The 15,651-nt window shown below is 46.7% G+C and carries 6 protein-coding genes; 5 read left to right on the plus strand and 1 reads right to left on the minus strand.

Annotated features, from left to right (window positions below):
- Positions 1 to 24 precede the first annotated feature (24 nt).
- The 5 genes from Q9R36_RS13810 to Q9R36_RS13830 all read left to right on the plus strand — a co-directional run bounded on the left by Q9R36_RS13810 (position 25) and on the right by Q9R36_RS13830 (position 11,079).
- Positions 25 to 1,416 (plus strand): N-acetylmuramoyl-L-alanine amidase, encoded by a 1,392-nt coding sequence (locus Q9R36_RS13810; RefSeq protein WP_022544486.1) that lies wholly within the window; start codon positions 25 to 27, stop codon positions 1,414 to 1,416.
- A gap of 173 nt (positions 1,417 to 1,589) precedes the next feature.
- The gene (locus tag Q9R36_RS13815; protein ID WP_311225335.1) at positions 1,590 to 3,512 is read left to right on the plus strand and encodes a S8 family peptidase; all 1,923 of its coding nucleotides are present in this window, start codon (positions 1,590 to 1,592) and stop codon (positions 3,510 to 3,512) included.
- Positions 3,513 to 3,710: 198 nt separating this feature from the next.
- Positions 3,711 to 4,712 (plus strand): C40 family peptidase, encoded by a 1,002-nt coding sequence (locus Q9R36_RS13820; protein ID WP_022544485.1) that lies wholly within the window; start codon positions 3,711 to 3,713, stop codon positions 4,710 to 4,712.
- Between the two features lie 141 nt (positions 4,713 to 4,853).
- Positions 4,854 to 6,824, plus strand: a complete 1,971-nt coding sequence (locus tag Q9R36_RS13825; protein WP_311225336.1) for an S-layer homology domain-containing protein — start codon at positions 4,854 to 4,856, stop codon at positions 6,822 to 6,824.
- Positions 6,825 to 7,272: 448 nt separating this feature from the next.
- On the plus strand, positions 7,273 to 11,079 hold the full coding sequence (locus tag Q9R36_RS13830; protein WP_311225337.1) for an S-layer homology domain-containing protein: 3,807 nt from the start codon (positions 7,273 to 7,275) through the stop codon (positions 11,077 to 11,079).
- A 98-nt stretch (positions 11,080 to 11,177) separates the two neighbouring features.
- Here the strand turns inward: Q9R36_RS13830 and Q9R36_RS13835 are convergent, their stop codons facing one another.
- The gene (locus tag Q9R36_RS13835) at positions 11,178 to 15,419 is read right to left on the minus strand and encodes an S-layer homology domain-containing protein (protein ID WP_311225338.1); all 4,242 of its coding nucleotides are present in this window, start codon (positions 15,417 to 15,419) and stop codon (positions 11,178 to 11,180) included.
- Positions 15,420 to 15,651: the final 232 nt, after the last annotated feature.

A 15,651-nucleotide genomic window follows, 5' to 3' on the forward strand; every position in this document is an offset into this window, starting at 1 on the left:
ATGGCGAAAGGAGCAAGCTAGATAATGAGGAAATTTTTTTGTGTGATTTTGCTGGCTTTGATGATGCTGCCGTTCTTTGGCACAACATCTGAAGCAGCTGGATCCTTTAAGGACGTAGGAGCTGATTACAGAGCCTACAAGGAAATCATGTACTTGGCTCAAGGTAATATTGTCACGGGAAGCTCAGACGGATATTTCAGCCCCAACAAGGAGGTAACCCGCGCAGAAGCGGCGGCGATGCTTGGGAGGGCTTTAAACCTTAATGGAGCGAAAAGAGTCACACAATTTAAAGATGTCAACAGTCAGTCGTTTGCTTCTGGATATATTCAATCAGCTGTAGATAAAGGGATCATCTCAGGATATTCCGATGGCTCCTTTAAGCCGGGCAAGCCGGTGACACGGGGAGAAATGGCCCTGCTGATCAGCCGTGCTTTCCAATACGGGGAGAACAGTACGGGCGGTGCAGCGAATGCACTGATGGCCAGGGGGATAGCCCAGGGGATTTCACCAACGAATTTTGGATATGATTCCAATATTAAAAGGGCGGATTTTTCCGTATTCCTCGCCAGATCGGTAGATTACAAGCTTAGGATCGGCGCAAGTGTTTCATTTACAGGTGAACTTACGGTAAACGCAGATTCCCTGAATGTACGGACAGGGCCGAACACAGATTATCCAAAGGTTGATTCTTTAGCACAGGGAACAACCGTACAGGCTGCTTATAATGTAGGAGACTGGGTGTACATAAAGTCCGGCTCTGCTGAAGGGCTGGTACATGGTGCATACTTGGATGGAAGCTATAAGCCGGGGGATGTAAATAATGATCCGATTGCCCTGCAGACAATCGTAATTGATCCTGGACATGGCGGATCCGATCCAGGTGCAGGCGGTTTTGGCATCCTGGAAAAGAATGTAGTGCTGGACACCTCTTTAAAGGTAAAGAGCCTGTTGAGCAGGACTCCGTTTGATGTAAAGCTGACAAGGGAAACCGATGTATTTATCTCCCTGCAGAAAAGGGTAGAATTTGCCAAGGCTGCTAAAGCGAATATATTCCTGAGTGTGCATGCAAATGCATTCAATGGAACAGCCAACGGAACCGAAACCTATTATTATAATTCGGCTGCAACGAATCCAAATACAGCTGAAAGCAAGGCACTGGCAGCAGCAGTCCAAAACAGGCTGCTTAACGCCTGGAAACTCTATGACAGAGGCGTTAAACACGGAAACTTCCACGTAATCCGTGAAAATACCATGCCTGCAGTGCTTGTAGAGCTTGGTTTCATTGACAATCAGAAAGATAATGAAAAACTCAAATCGTCAGCTTGGCGACAGAAAGCGGCAGAGGCGATTTATTTCGGGATTTTAGACTATTATAAGCAAAAAGGGTACAATGTGTCCTCTTACTATAATATCTGATATTTACCCCGACTCTATAAGATATAAACAACAACAGGAGCTGATTAAGCTCCTTTTGTTTTATAGTTCAGCCTTTATATAAGATAATGATAGAATGAAAGAATGATAGCGATTCGGCAGCTTGCTGAAGCCGTTCCCCGCTTTCGTGAATCTAGTAGAACGGAGTCTTGACTATGAAAAAATGGCTGATGCCTGCGGCAGTTATGTTGTTGATAAGCAATATCCTATTTCCGGTCATGAATAATGGCAGCACTGCTGCAAAAGCCGCCCCGGAGACACAGGAGGCTAATTACATCGCGTTTTTTAACGGGGAGATCAATGAAAAGCTGATTGAGTCGGCAGGCGGGGAAGTAACGCGGGAATATGGGCTGATCCATGCCGCTGCAGTTAAGCTGCCTGCCGCCTCGGCAGAAGTACTGCGCCTCTCCGGTGAGCTTGCGGGCCTTGAGAAGGATCAGAAGGTACAGGTGGGCGGACAGGTGATTCCATGGGCGCACGGGAATATAAACCGAACGTCCATGCAGCCGGCAGGCCTGACAGGCAAAGGCGTAAAGATTGCCATTATCGATTCCGGTGCTGCTGAGCATGAGGATCTTTCCATCGCTGGCGGTGCCTGTGTACTGGATCTTAATTATAATCCGCTGGCCTGCAAGGATTCTTATAAGGATGAGAACGGGCATGGAACCCATGTGGCCGGTATCATTGGTGCCCTGGACAATGAGGTCGGCATAGTCGGCGTGGCCCCTGAAGCACAATTATATGCGGTCAAGGCGCTGGACCGCAGAGGGGACGGTACTTCATCCACTGTCATGGCAGGACTGGAATGGGCCATCAAAAACGATGTGGATATCATCAATCTGAGTCTCACTACACCATATGATGATGTTGGTATCCGGACAATGATAGATAAAGCTTATGAAAAAGGAATCCTGATCATTGCTGCAGCCGGAAACTCGGGGAAGGGCGACGATGTGAATACTGTGGAATATCCCGGCAAGTTCCCGAGTGTCATTGCCGTATCCGCCGTCAATAAAGCGAATGTGAAGGTGCCTTCATCCTCCAGCGGGGCTGAAATAGAGCTAGCCGCACCGGGCAGCTCTATTTACAGCACAACGCCTCAAGGGTATGGGTACATGACGGGAACTTCAATGGCATCCCCTTTCGTAGCCGGAATGGCAGCACTATATATGCAGAAATATCCCGGCTACACGAATAAGCAGATCAGGAAGCTTCTGCAGACAAATGCCAAGGACCTTGGCACTCAGGGAAAAGATCATCTTTACGGATACGGCCTCGTTCAGGCAGACACAGCAAAGGTAAACCCGATACCCGTCTCGGCCAAGGCAGACAACAGCGGGAAAATCTCACTGGATATGCAGAATGTCCTGAATGAATTCAAGGCCTATAATGTATATCGTTTCGGCGGACTGATCGCAGAAGGGGCCGCAGAACCAGTTTTTGAGGACTACGGGGTAAAAGGACAGGTCCCTTACATGATTGTGCCCCTGAACGGGAAGGAAGAGAAACTGGACAGAAGCACGCTTGTCTCTGCAGAGATTGCTTCTCCTTACTTCAAGGACATGACAAATTCGCTTTGGTACAGCAGGCACTTAATATACCTCAACAGGGAAGGTATACTGAACGGCTATCAGGAAAAAATGATGGGTCCCGGAAAGCTTGTAACCAGGGCAGAAGCTGTTGCAATGATTGGAAGGGCGCTGGGTATTGAAGGCACCCAGAAGGCTACCAGATTTAAGGATGTTCCATTTGCCAGCTTTGCTTCTGGCTATATTGAAGGAGCTGCAGCCAGCGGGATATTGACCGGGTTCAAAGACGGGACATTCAGGCCGAATGAGCCGGTGACACGCGCAGAAATGGCCATTTTGATAGCGAGAGGCTATAAACTGCCTGAGGCTTCAAATGTCTCATTTTCAGATGTGAGCCCAAGCATAGCCGGTTCAAAGGAAATTCTGAAAATCGCCGGAGCTCATATTTCAGAAGGCTATCCTGATGGTACATTCAAGCCGGGAGAAAAGATGCTCCGCTCCTCCTATGCCGTATTCCTGGCAAGGGCGGAAAATAAAGGTTTAAGATAAAAAAGACGGGCTTTATGCCTGTCTTTTTTATGTTCAGATATGCCAACTTACATATATACCCTCCTTTTTCATCACATATTCCCATCAAACCCATTTGTAACATAATCGTAAAGTAATAGTCCGGAATTATCTGATAAAATAAGCCTATAAAATTCATATTTCGATATTATTTATGAAAAAAAGCCCAGAGGTGAAAAAATGAAACGGTTATTGTCAAAACTACTCATTGCAGTGATGGTTTTTGCTATCCTGCCTGTATCATCAGCGTTTGCATCGTCACAGCAGGAACAGATCGCAGCTATAGCAAAAGACAATCTTGGTGTGCCATATAAATATGGGGGCACTGCTCCAAGCGGTTTTGACTGTTCAGGATTCCTCTTCTATGTTTTTGGAAAAGTGGGCATCACTCTCCCGCGTGTATCGGCTGATCAGTATAATGTCGGCACTCCGGTTTCAAAGTCTGATCTGGCGGTCGGTGACCTTGTCTTTTTTGAAAAAACATATGATAAAGCAGGTATCACCCATTCAGGCATTTACATAGGCGACAATCAGTTCATCAGTGCAACAACGAGCAGCGGCATCAAGATTGATTCATTGAGCAGTACATACTGGGGACCAAAGTTTGCAGGTGCGAAAAGGGTGGTTGCAGCGGCAGCGGCATCACAGCAGTATACAGACCTTGATGCCAATCATCCGGCATATGCAGCAGTCAATGCGCTCAGCAGCCAGAACATCATAAAAGGCTTTGAGAATTCAACCTTCCTTCCAGAGAACCCGGTTACAAGAGGACAGGCTGCGGCCATCATCAACAGAGTGTTGAAAAAGGATGCTTCCAGCCTGAATGCTTTTAAGGATGTATCGCCAAACTATCAATTTGCCAATGATATTGCAGCTATAAGAGAATCCGGGATTATCACCGGCTTTGCCGACGGTACATTCCGTCCAAACAGCAATATGACACGTGCAGAGATGGCCGTCATCATTCAGCGGGCCTTCAATCTCAAGAATAAAGGTGTCACAGCCGCAAGCACCGTGTATACAGATGTCAGTCCTGGCTACTGGGCTTTCAATGCCATCATGGTCATGCACCAGATCGATACGACTTCCATCTTTGGCGGCAGCCAATACCGTTCGTCAAGCAACGCAACAAGAGCCGTCTTTTCAGCGGCAATCTATAACTCTATGAATAATTCCAGATAATTCATGCAAACCAGGAGGATAGTCCCGCAATCCTGGTTTTTTTCTTGCTTTTTTTTCCGAAAACTTGAATTTCATGTTCATTTTGCCATGGTAGTTTTGGTAGAATAAGAGGGAATCTTGTAAAATCTTAGGGGGAGAAAAATGAAGAACAAATTCAGCATGCTTTTCGCTCTTATGCTGGCAGTCAGTCTGTTTTCTTTTACCGGGCAGTCAGCATTTGCCAATGATGATATCTCAGGGATTACTTTGGAGACCGAAATGCGTGCGATGGTAAGTGAAGGCATTATCAACGGATTTGGAGACGGAGTATATAAGCCCGGCGAGATGGTGACCAGGGGGCAGTTTGCTGCGTTTGTAGCAAGGGCCTTGAAGCTTCCTGAAGGACCTGTGTCGTTTGCGGATGTGCCTCTATCCTCAAGTCTGGCGCCGGGAATCAACAGCGCAGGTGCTGCAGGAATTGTGACAGGATATGCCAATGGGAAATTCGGGCCGAATGATCCGGTCACGAGAGAGCAAATGGCGGTCATGATTGACAGGTCGCTTATCTACTTGAATGTGGACAGAACTGAGGCTCCTTTAAGTTTTACAGATGCCGGCCAGATTAATAAAAGCTTCAGGCAGGCAGTAGCAAGAAACGTATATGACCAGATTATAAAGGGCGTGCCCAACGGCGATGGAAGCTTCCGCTTTCTTCCGCAGAAGTCAGCTACCCGCGCAGAGGCAGCAGCCTTTATATACAGGATGATTAAAACAGCTGAATCCTTTGTGGGAGAGGGCCCTGGGGGAGAAGAGCCCGAATCAGGCGCTTTCCGGGTGTCGACAATCGATAGCAGTGGAAACCTTCAGCCGGGATCCCGTTCATACTCAACCTTTGATGCGGCCAATAAAGCTGTATCAAGCTCCAGTCAGGTGGTGACGCTGAATGAACAGATCGTCAAAATGTCAGCGGGACTTGTCATTTCCAGACCGCCGGTAGGCAGCTCTTTAACGTATATATACAGCGATTCAAGCTTTAAGAATAATATTACCTATGTCCCTGCCCAGCAGGAAATGAAATATGTAGATTCTAATGAAAACTATGTAAAAGTGATCATTGCGGGGATGACTGCATATGTAAAGCACACCGAAGCTTATCTGATTCCCAATCAGCAGGTAGCCGGCAGAAACTATTATTCTGTCAATGTGAATGGTGAGCTGGTTCATTCCATCTACACGCCTTCAACCAATACCTATGCTTCATATTCCATGGGCAAGGCTCCTTCATTCCTTACAGCCGGGAACAAGTACTACAGCTGGGATGGAGGTACATTTACGAATACAACCGGACAAACGATCGGGACAGCCTATCAGTACTTCAATTATCTCCCGGCCAGGACAACAACAAATTATACTGCAGATGAGCTGAATCGTTATATCGATATGAAGCTCGGTGAATTGGAGACTTTATACAGAAGCAATCCTGCAGCCTTTGTACGCTATAAGGATGCAGCATCCCTCAGCAAAATCAAAGGGCTTGGCGCTGCCATCAAAGCAGCCGAAGCAAAGCATAGGATCAACGGCCTGCTGATTCTTTCGATGGCTATGCACGAAAGTGATTACGGCATGAGCAGGCTTTCGCAGGAAAGAAACAATCTGTTTGGGTTAAAAGCATATGACAGCAACCTGAATGAGGCAGAGAAATTTGCTGCACCGGCAGAGGCAATCGATGCCCTGGCAACAAGATATCTGAACAAGAACTACATTAACCCGCTCGGCGCTTACGCTAACGGCGGAGCGACAGGAAACAAATCCCGCGGTTTTAATGTGAAATATGCATCAGATCCATTCTGGGGCCAGAAGATCGCCGGGCATATGTACAGGGTGGACAGTTATTTAGGAAAGAAAGATTTTGGATTCTATCAGATCAGCGAAACAACTACTTCAGGCTTGAATGTGCGCAGCACACCTGAGGTTTCAGCACTGAACCTGCAATATACGTACAAAAACGCAGGCATGCCGATTGTAGTCGAGCGCACGAGCAATGGATGGAGCAGAATCATTTCCGATCACAATACAATTGCAGAAGCCTATGTATCGGCTCAGTACATTAAACTGATGCCAATTGCGAAATAATTTTTAGAAGAATTACAGCATCATTGAATAAAAGAAAGAAGTATGGGGATACTTACTATTAATCCCCCTGTAAGGTTTGCCGGCTGCAGCTGATTCGAAATCGCTGCAGCCGGTTTTTTTATGGGAAAATGAGAAAATGCCGGAAGCGGGGAACACGTTGGCCTTACTCGGAGGAATCCCAGCCCCGGCTAAGATTCTTTTTCCCGGAAAATAGCGGCTGTAAACCGGCTGGAAGTGGCAAGCTGGTTTACAGCACCGCTTTTTGCCGTTCCATAAGGGCGGTCAAAATCTATTAGCCAACTCTTTTGAAATATAGTTAATTCGAACTAAAATATACTAAACCCAGAATGAAATCTGCCGATAATTCAATTAGTAGCTGTGTTTATTTTAGGTTTTAATGAATAAGGCTATTATAATTTTGCCATTTTATTATGTTGGAGGAAAACATATGCGGTATAAGCATAGCCCGAATTGGAGATTTTTTTTATCAGCAGCTGCAGGTGTAATGGCGGCAGGCTCAGTTTCGCCTCTGATTCCTTATGCACACGGAATCAGTTTTTCAGATGTGACAAATAAAGATTATTATTTTCAAGCTGTTTCCAGCCTTTCGGAAAGAGGGATTATCAAAGGCTATGGGAATGGCATTTTTAAACCGGAAGAAAGTGTCACCCGGGCCCAGGCGGCCAAAATGCTTGCTCTTGCTTTGAATCTAAGAACAGACCATGTGAAGGACCCGGGGTTTAAAGATGTTTCGAAAAACAACTGGGCATACAGATATATTGCTGCTTTAGCAGAACGGGGCATCATAAAGGGGTATGGAGACCAGTACAAGCCGAATGAACCCATTACACGTGCACAAATGGCAAAAATAATAGCTCTGGGCTATAAATTCAAAGAAAGTCCTCTGAAGGATAAGCGATTTCAGGATGTAAATCCCACCGACTGGTATGCAGGATACTTGCAGCCATTAATAGAAAAAGGCATTACTAATGGAACAACAGCAAAGACTTATTCACCTATTGAGACAGTGAGCCGCGGGCAGATGGCCGCATTCATTTACCGGAGTGAGCTTGCTGCAAAGCCTTTACAAATTACAGCAGCGGTTTCGGGCATTACTGATCATAATGTGGTGACGGATAAAGGTACCTTTTCTTTAAGTGCAAATTTAAAGACGTGGTTTAATGTGGAGAACGCAGGAGCCCTTAAAGGAGCAAATATCACATTCAGCCCTAACGGAGACAGCATTGACAAGTTTTTGTCAGTCGAATTGACAGCGGGCGGACAAGCCGGCTCAAATCCTGATACATATAATCATATAACTCTGAATGGGAAAAATGCTCTGATTGACACCGACCTAATCGTAAATAGTGACTTTACCATTCTGAAAGATATGAAAATAAATGGAAATCTCGAAACCAGAAGTGCAGTCCAGCATTCCTTTTACACAGAAAACATAAGTGTTTCCGGCAAAACCATCGTTTCGGATGGAGCTGCTACGACTCTTGCGAATTCAGATAAATTTTATAACTCCCTTTCTTATAAAATAGCCCAAAACCGCTATGAGGCTGTTGCTGCAAGTGATTTGAAGGCGGCTTCCCGAGTTGTTTTCCGTAATTCGAGCTTAGGCGAATTGGAAATTTCAAAAGGCGGTGCCATCGTTGAAGCCACAGGGGAAACAAAAGCAGATTCTGTGCTGATCCGCAGCAAAACAAGATTCACTGCAGAATCCCAAACGATTATTCCGAAGATCACGATCGAAGCCGGTGTGGAAAGTGTTGAGATTAATTCAAATGTAGAAGAAGTACGTATCATTGGCAATGGAGACATTACGATAAGCGGAAATGCCAGCTTCGGTCAAATGGCTGCCTCTTCAGCTTCTATTGTGAGGGTTGAATCCACTGGCCAAGTTGGACTTTTGAAGACTGTTGATAAGGATTCCAGATTCATTCTTGGCAGATATACAAGGATTGCTGATATGCAGCTTCCTGCTGGAGTGGAGCCAGCCGAGGCCATATCAAACTATGAAAGTGTTAAAAACAATATACAAAAAATCGGTGGCAAGGACAATCCGGATTATGTACCAGGCGGCGCAACTGTCATCCCAAACAGGGCGCCTGCAGTAGCGGCTGAAGTGTCCGATCAAAACTTGACAGCAGGCAGTGCCCCGTTCTCAATTGAATTGGGCTCCGTATTTACCGATCCTGATGGTGATGCCCTTCAATTAACTGCGGTTTCCTCAGCTGCAGATGTAGCAGATGCTTCCCTCCAGGGTGCAACGCTACTGATAACACCTGTTACTGCCGGAGCATCCACTATTACAGTAACCGCTGATGACGGCAGGGGCGGAATTGTCTATGAGAGTTTCATTGTGAATGTTGAGCAGCCAAACAGTATTCCCGTGGTAGCTAATGAAATAGCGGACCAGACGGCTGTGGCTGGAACAGCACCGATCACAGTAGATCTAAGCAATGTATTTATGGATGCCGATCATGATTCATTGACTATTACAGCGGAATCTTCAAATTCAGGGGTAGCGGCTGCAAGTGCGGATGGAACCACTTTAACGCTGACGCCATCTGCCCCGGGAACAGCGGCGATTACCGTAAAAGCGGATGACGGACGCGGGGGAACGGTGGAAGAAAGCTTTACGATAACAGTAGAGCAGCCGAACCGCGCGCCAGTAGTGGCCAAAGAAATGATTGACCAAAAGGTGATGGCAGGAGGACCTCCGATGATACTGGATTTGAGCCAGGTATTTGGAGATGCCGACGGGGACGCCCTCACGATGACAGCAGCCTCATCAGACAGCACAATAGCATCAGCGGAGGTTGCCGGAAATGACCTAAAGGTAACAGTGTTAAGCGCTGGAACAGCCACCATCACGGTAAAAGCTGATGACAGACGCGGTGGAACGGTGGAAGAAAGTTTCACGATAACAATAGAGCAGCCGAACCGTGCTCCAGTAGTGGCCAAAGAAATGATTGACCAAAAGGTGATGGCAGGAGGACCTCCGATGATACTGGATTTGAGCCAGGTATTTGGGGATGCTGACGGGGACGCTCTCACGATGACAGCAGCCTCATCAGACAGCACAATAGCATCAGCGGAGGTTGCCGGAACTGACCTGAAGGTAACAGTGTTAAGCGCTGGAACAGCCACCATCACGGTAAAAGCTGATGACGGACGCGGCGGAACGGTGGAAGAAAGTTTCACGATAACAATAGAGCGTCCGAACCGCGCGCCTGTATTGGCAAAGGAAATAGTCAATCAGACGGCTGTGGCTGGAGAAGCACCGTTTATGATAGATATAAGCAATGTCTTTTCAGATCCTGATGGAGACAAACTTACTCTGACAGCCATCTCCAACAATAGCGGAATTGCAGCAGTGGATGTGAACGGAACATATCTGAAATTAACGCCGTTAAACAAAGGAAGAGCCGTGATCAGTGTTACAGCAGTTGACGGCCGGGGCGGGAGTGAAGAGGAAAGCTTTTATATAACAGTAGAGGAACCGAATCAGGCTCCCGTAGTTAAGAATGGAATTCCGGATCAGACAGTGATGGCAGGCGGAGCCCCAATGATATTGGATTTGAGCCAGGTATTTGGAGATGCTGATGGCGACGCCCTAACATTGAAAGCCAACTCTTCAGATAGAGAAGTTGCTGTTGTGAATATGACAGGAACTGCCTTATCAATCACACCTGTAAATGCAGGAACAGCGGCAATTACAATCACTGCTGAGGATGGCAGAGGGGGAACAGTCAGCAGGATATTCCAATTAACTGTCCAAAGTGCTTCTGCAGATGCTCCAAACCTGTTCATTTCGGAAACGGTCTGGGGAGTATTTGACCTGGCTTTAGAGATTTATAATCCCACTGCAGACGAAGTTGATCTATCCCAGTTAAAGCTGGTGGTTGACGGGGAAAATATTACATTTGAAAGCTTTGGTCTTACCCTGGCTTCTAAAGAAATACTGGCAATTGTAGAGTCTAACTTCTGGTGGACTGATGAAGAAATCCCATCTAAAGTTTTACGCATTCCTTTTCCTATAGAGCCTGAAAGAAGTGTTGAATACGTTGATGTTCAATTGATGTATGGAAATCAGTTAATAGACTCTGTAAAATATTTCAAGGATAAAACACTGGTAAGACAAAGCGGAGTAACACAAGGGTCAGCAGCTTATGATGATAGCCAGTGGATAGAATTACCTACGGATTATATTGATGATATCGGCACATATCCTCCTGCTCCTTAAATAGCATACTGCCTCAAAACAAAGAGCCAGCATCTTTTACAATGCTGGCTCTTTATTATACAAAAAGAAGCTGCCCTTCCAAGGCAGCTTCCAATCCATTAAGGTGTATGGTTACCCAAATTGATATATGTTGTTGGCATCAAGTCGAATTCCCCGCTCAAATTGAAGGAAGTGGACCCTGTGCCAATCCCCTTCTTCCTGATCATCGTGCCAAGTTCCGGCAGGATCTCAGAAGTAGAGCCTGGTGTCCAGTTTTTATCTCCGATAACATCAACAACCTGTCCGTCTTTCAAAAGCTCGAAAGCACAGATAATATAGCCGTCTTTGCCGTTGGAGGTCATGACCATTTCAGCATTGTAGTATGAGACCGGTGCGATATCAAATAAATCATAGAATGTGTGATTGATAATCATTCCATACATGCCTGGAAAGATTTTACCTATATTTGCATAAGGGCTTCCATCGCTGTTCTTCATTATTTCCATCTGGCTGGTTTTCGTATTATACCGATAACCTATTACCTGATACTCCAGCGCACTGTCATTTTTATTAAAAATCTCCAAAGCAATCCTGCCATCCTCTCCCCGGGTGTATTCCGAGAAAAAGACTCCAACGCCTTGCTGTTCCAGGACAGACACCTCAATGAATACGGCTGTTCCATCCTCCGCTGTAATCCACCAATTCTCAATAGATCCTGTCTCACCTGGTACCATCTTAAACACTTTTCCGCTCAGAGGCTGGGTGCCGCTCTGTGTCAGCTGCCCTTTGATCTGGCGATAAACGGTCAGGTTGTTCTGGGCCGGGAAGAATGAAGTCATATCATAAGACACATCTGCAATTCCCTTTTTTGCCGTGATTTTTTTGTATTGAGCGACTTTGGCGACGTTTACTCTAATAGCGGCCGTTGCTGTCCCGCCGTTGCCGTCATCTGCCTGGACAGTGACAGTCGTTTTTCCATAGCCTGTTCCCGGCATAAGGGTCAGGAGATTCCCATTGATGCTGGCATTAACAAGGGCTCCGTCCGCTGCCGTTACTGAATAGGTCAACTGATCGCCGTCGGAGTCAGAGAATAATTGGTCAATTGAAAACTGATTTCCCGGCACCCCTGCCCCAATGACCTGTTCAGGGATAGAGCCGGACACTGAAGGCGCAGCGTTCGATGAAACAGTAACCTTGAAAGTGGTGCTGACCTTGTTGCCGGAAGCATCGGCTGCTGTCACGGTGATGACAGCATTCCCATCCTGGACGCCGGTGACTGTGAGTGTACTGCCGGATATTTCAGCGTCTGAACTAGAGGGATTGGATGATTCTGCCTCATAAGTGAGTTCATCCTGCTCCGGATCGGTGAACACATCAGCAAGATCGATGACAATTTCATCAGCCGGCTTTGACTTCCTATCCCCGATTCCCTGCTGAACAACAGGTGCTTCGTTTGGTTTTACTATTACACTGAAAGCTTGAGAGACAGTTCCTCCAAAAGAATCAGAAGCTGTGACAGTCAAAGTAGTCTCCCCAGTCCCAATCGAAGAGATTTTTAAGACCTTTCCAGTGAGCGCCGCTTGAGCGATGCTGGAGTCCGCTGATACGGCACTTAATGATAATTCATCACCATCAGAGTCAGTGAAATTTTGGGACAAATCAATGATCTTGGCTGCACTCCCCAAGGAAAGCGTCAGGTCTGCAATCGGACTGGCATCAGGATTCCTGTTGATCCGCACAGTAAAGCTTCTGGATGTCTTCCCGCCTTTTCCATCCTCAGCTGTAACAGTAATGACGGAGGTTCCGGCAGTTTCAGGCTTTATTTTCAATAGAGAACCGCTGACGGCTGCACCTGCAATGGAAGCATCCTGTGATTCAGCTTTATAGGTCAAAGCATCTCCATCAGGATCGCTGAATACGCTGGCGAGATCAATTGTTTTTTCTTCAGAACCAAGGGTGAGTATTTGATCAGAGAAAGAAGTCCCCGCTGGTGCCTGGTTGACATTGATTGTAAAAGAAATCTCTGCAGAACCGCCTTTTCCGTCCCAGGCTTTGATGGTTATGGCTGATTTACCGGGTCGGGCAGGATGCAATTTGACAACTGTACCGTCCAGTGAAGCGCCGGCAACGGAAGGGTGGCTTGACGTCACTTCATAGGTTAAAGAATCGCCGTCAGGATCCCGGAAGACATTCTTTATATCTATTTCTATGTCCGGTTCGCCAATCGTCCCGATCTGGTCGATAATGTTCAGAAACGCTTCAGGATCGCGGTTCACCAGCACTTGCAATGTCTTGCTGATGGTTCCACCGCGGCCGTCATCCGCTGTCACTGTGACAGTGGCAGTGCCTGCACTGACAGCAGAAATGGAAAGCGTACTGGCATCGATATCAGCCTCAGCTATAGCCGGATTGTCTGATACAGCTGTATAGGTCAGCGTGTCGCCATCTCCGTCCTGGAAATAAGAGGATAAATCAAGCGTCCCGCCTGCAGAGCCAAGTGTCAGGGTTTGGGCAGGAAGCTCTGTAACGGACGGCTTTGTATTTACAAATACACTAAATCGTGCAACAGCGGACTGCTTTCCGTCAGTTGCAGACATCTGGATGAGTGCTGTACCCGAAGCTGCAGGTGTGATGGTCAGCTGTGTTCCAGTCAGCTGCACGGCAGCCACGCCGGGTGCCCGCGACATGGCTGTAAGGGTAAGGGGCTCTTGATCGGCATCAGTGAAAACCTCTGATACGTCGATTACAATAGGGCCGTCTTCCAGGTTAATGGTTTTATTTGATACCGGGTTTGCCTGCACAGGAGGATTATTCCTTGGTGCAGCGGCCGGATTGGCCGTCCCGTTCAGGTTGGCGACCTGGGACTGGACTGCTTCAAAGTTCTTTACAACCTGCTGAGCCTCCACTTTTGCCGGTGTCACAAGGTTTTGTATCTGCATATTAGACCCGATCGTCAGGCTGGTCTTTGGCTGGGTGATAGATAAGGTCTGCACCTGTCCTATGTGATCCAGTGAAACAGGAACGGTGGAGCTCACCTCTAATTTATTTATATTCCCCGATCCCGTGAGATTCAGTGCTTGGCTGTTGGAAATAGTGAGAGAATCAATATTAGCCTGCAGATTGACCTGGCTTGCGCTGCCTGTAATGGATACCTTCGGAAAAGTCACGCCGGAATCTGCGGTGATAGTAGCATTAGTATGAATAGCAAGCTCTCCAACAGCAGAATGGCCGAGCGATTCGACCCGCACTTCAGGCTTATTCACATCCACAGTTCCTAAACGGGTATCTTTGAACACAACCGTATTTGAATCACCGCCATTAACCAGGGTTTTCCCATGGACAACGGCATCTTCCATATAAAAGTCATTCTCTACTTCTTTTGCAATCTCTAAATTCTCCATGATGGTGAGATTCTTCAGGGACAGGAAATCGCCTGCCACTTTTACATTCCCTTCAATCACAGCGCCTTTCCCGTCAAATAGCAGGTTTCCTGAAAACTCCGCCGCATGTTCGGCAGCAGGCTTCCCGCTGGCCTTGATTTCAACAGAGGCAATTTTCTCTATTACATGATCTTCAGCATGATAGTAAATGACTGCATCTTTAAGAATCAGGGCATTGTCTGGAGTGATCCATTTTTTCTGTTCAGGAGAGAGCAGAAAACTTCCTTTATCTGTAACGAGCTTATCCTCTGTAATCTCTTTAATGACAGCGGCAGACCGAAGGGTTTTGACAGCCTGTTCGCTTCTATATATAAATGCCGCCATCTGGCCGCGGGTCACGATTTGGGAAGGTGAAAAAGTGTTAGCCGTCGTTCCGAGCGTGATTTTGTTTTCAATCAGCGGCTGCACATAGCCTGCAAACCAGTCTTTAGCATGCACATCAGTAAAGCGCTGATCCTTCAGCGGGCTTTCCTGCAGTTTAAAAGCAAGCGTCAGAATTTTTGCCAGCTGTGCCCGGGTAATCGGGTCATTCGGCTTGAACTGGCTGCCATAGCCATGAAGGATTCCGGCATTATTCAGGGCGGTGATATAGCGATAGGCCCAATTGGTCTTTGGTACATCCTTGAATCCTGGATCTTTTATTTGATCGGTCTTTAAATTTAAAGCTAAAGCAACCATTTTGGCAGCCTGAGCCCTTGTAACCATTTCGCCAGGCTTGAATTCCCCCTGTCCGAAGCCCTTCACAATTCCTCTTTTAGAAAGGCTGGTGACCGCTTCGTAGTAATAATCCTTTGGTGCTACATCAGAAAAAAGCACAGGCTGCTGTGCGCCTGCAAACTGGGGTGATATGACACTTGCGACCATAACACCTGTTACAGAAGCCGCCATAAATTTACGGTAAGATTTATGCTTATCTAGCATAGAGTTTTCCCTCACAAGTCATAAGATATAGCAAAAGGTAAAAGACAGATTGATAGAGTCATTTTAGGCATTCACTATAGTAAATATCGGCTGATTCCGGGCGAGATTTAGATGAGAATAGGAAAAATGGCATAGTTTCTGCAAGCCGGCAGACATTAATTGTTTTGGGGATGAAACTTCTTCATTACTCTACCTATGTCTTTCGGATTCTGCTTAAAATTTCGCTGATTGA

The organism is Bacillus sp. AG4(2022), assembly GCF_031844465.1.
In the GTDB taxonomy this organism is placed as follows: Bacteria; Bacillota; Bacilli; order Bacillales; family Cytobacillaceae; genus Bacillus_AB; species Bacillus_AB infantis.

Bases quoted from the DNA above. Each gene is read 5' to 3' on its own strand.
- Q9R36_RS13810 (WP_022544486.1), top strand. From the start codon at position 25: ATGAGGAAATTTTTTTGTGTGATTTTGCTGGCTTTGATGATGCTGCCG.
- Q9R36_RS13815 (WP_311225335.1), top strand. From the start codon at position 1,590: ATGAAAAAATGGCTGATGCCTGCGGCAGTTATGTTGTTGATAAGCAAT.
- Q9R36_RS13820 (WP_022544485.1), top strand. From the start codon at position 3,711: ATGAAACGGTTATTGTCAAAACTACTCATTGCAGTGATGGTTTTTGCT.
- Q9R36_RS13825 (WP_311225336.1), top strand. From the start codon at position 4,854: ATGAAGAACAAATTCAGCATGCTTTTCGCTCTTATGCTGGCAGTCAGT.
- Q9R36_RS13830 (WP_311225337.1), top strand. From the start codon at position 7,273: ATGCGGTATAAGCATAGCCCGAATTGGAGATTTTTTTTATCAGCAGCT.
- Q9R36_RS13835 (WP_311225338.1), bottom strand. From the start codon at position 15,419: ATGCTAGATAAGCATAAATCTTACCGTAAATTTATGGCGGCTTCTGTA.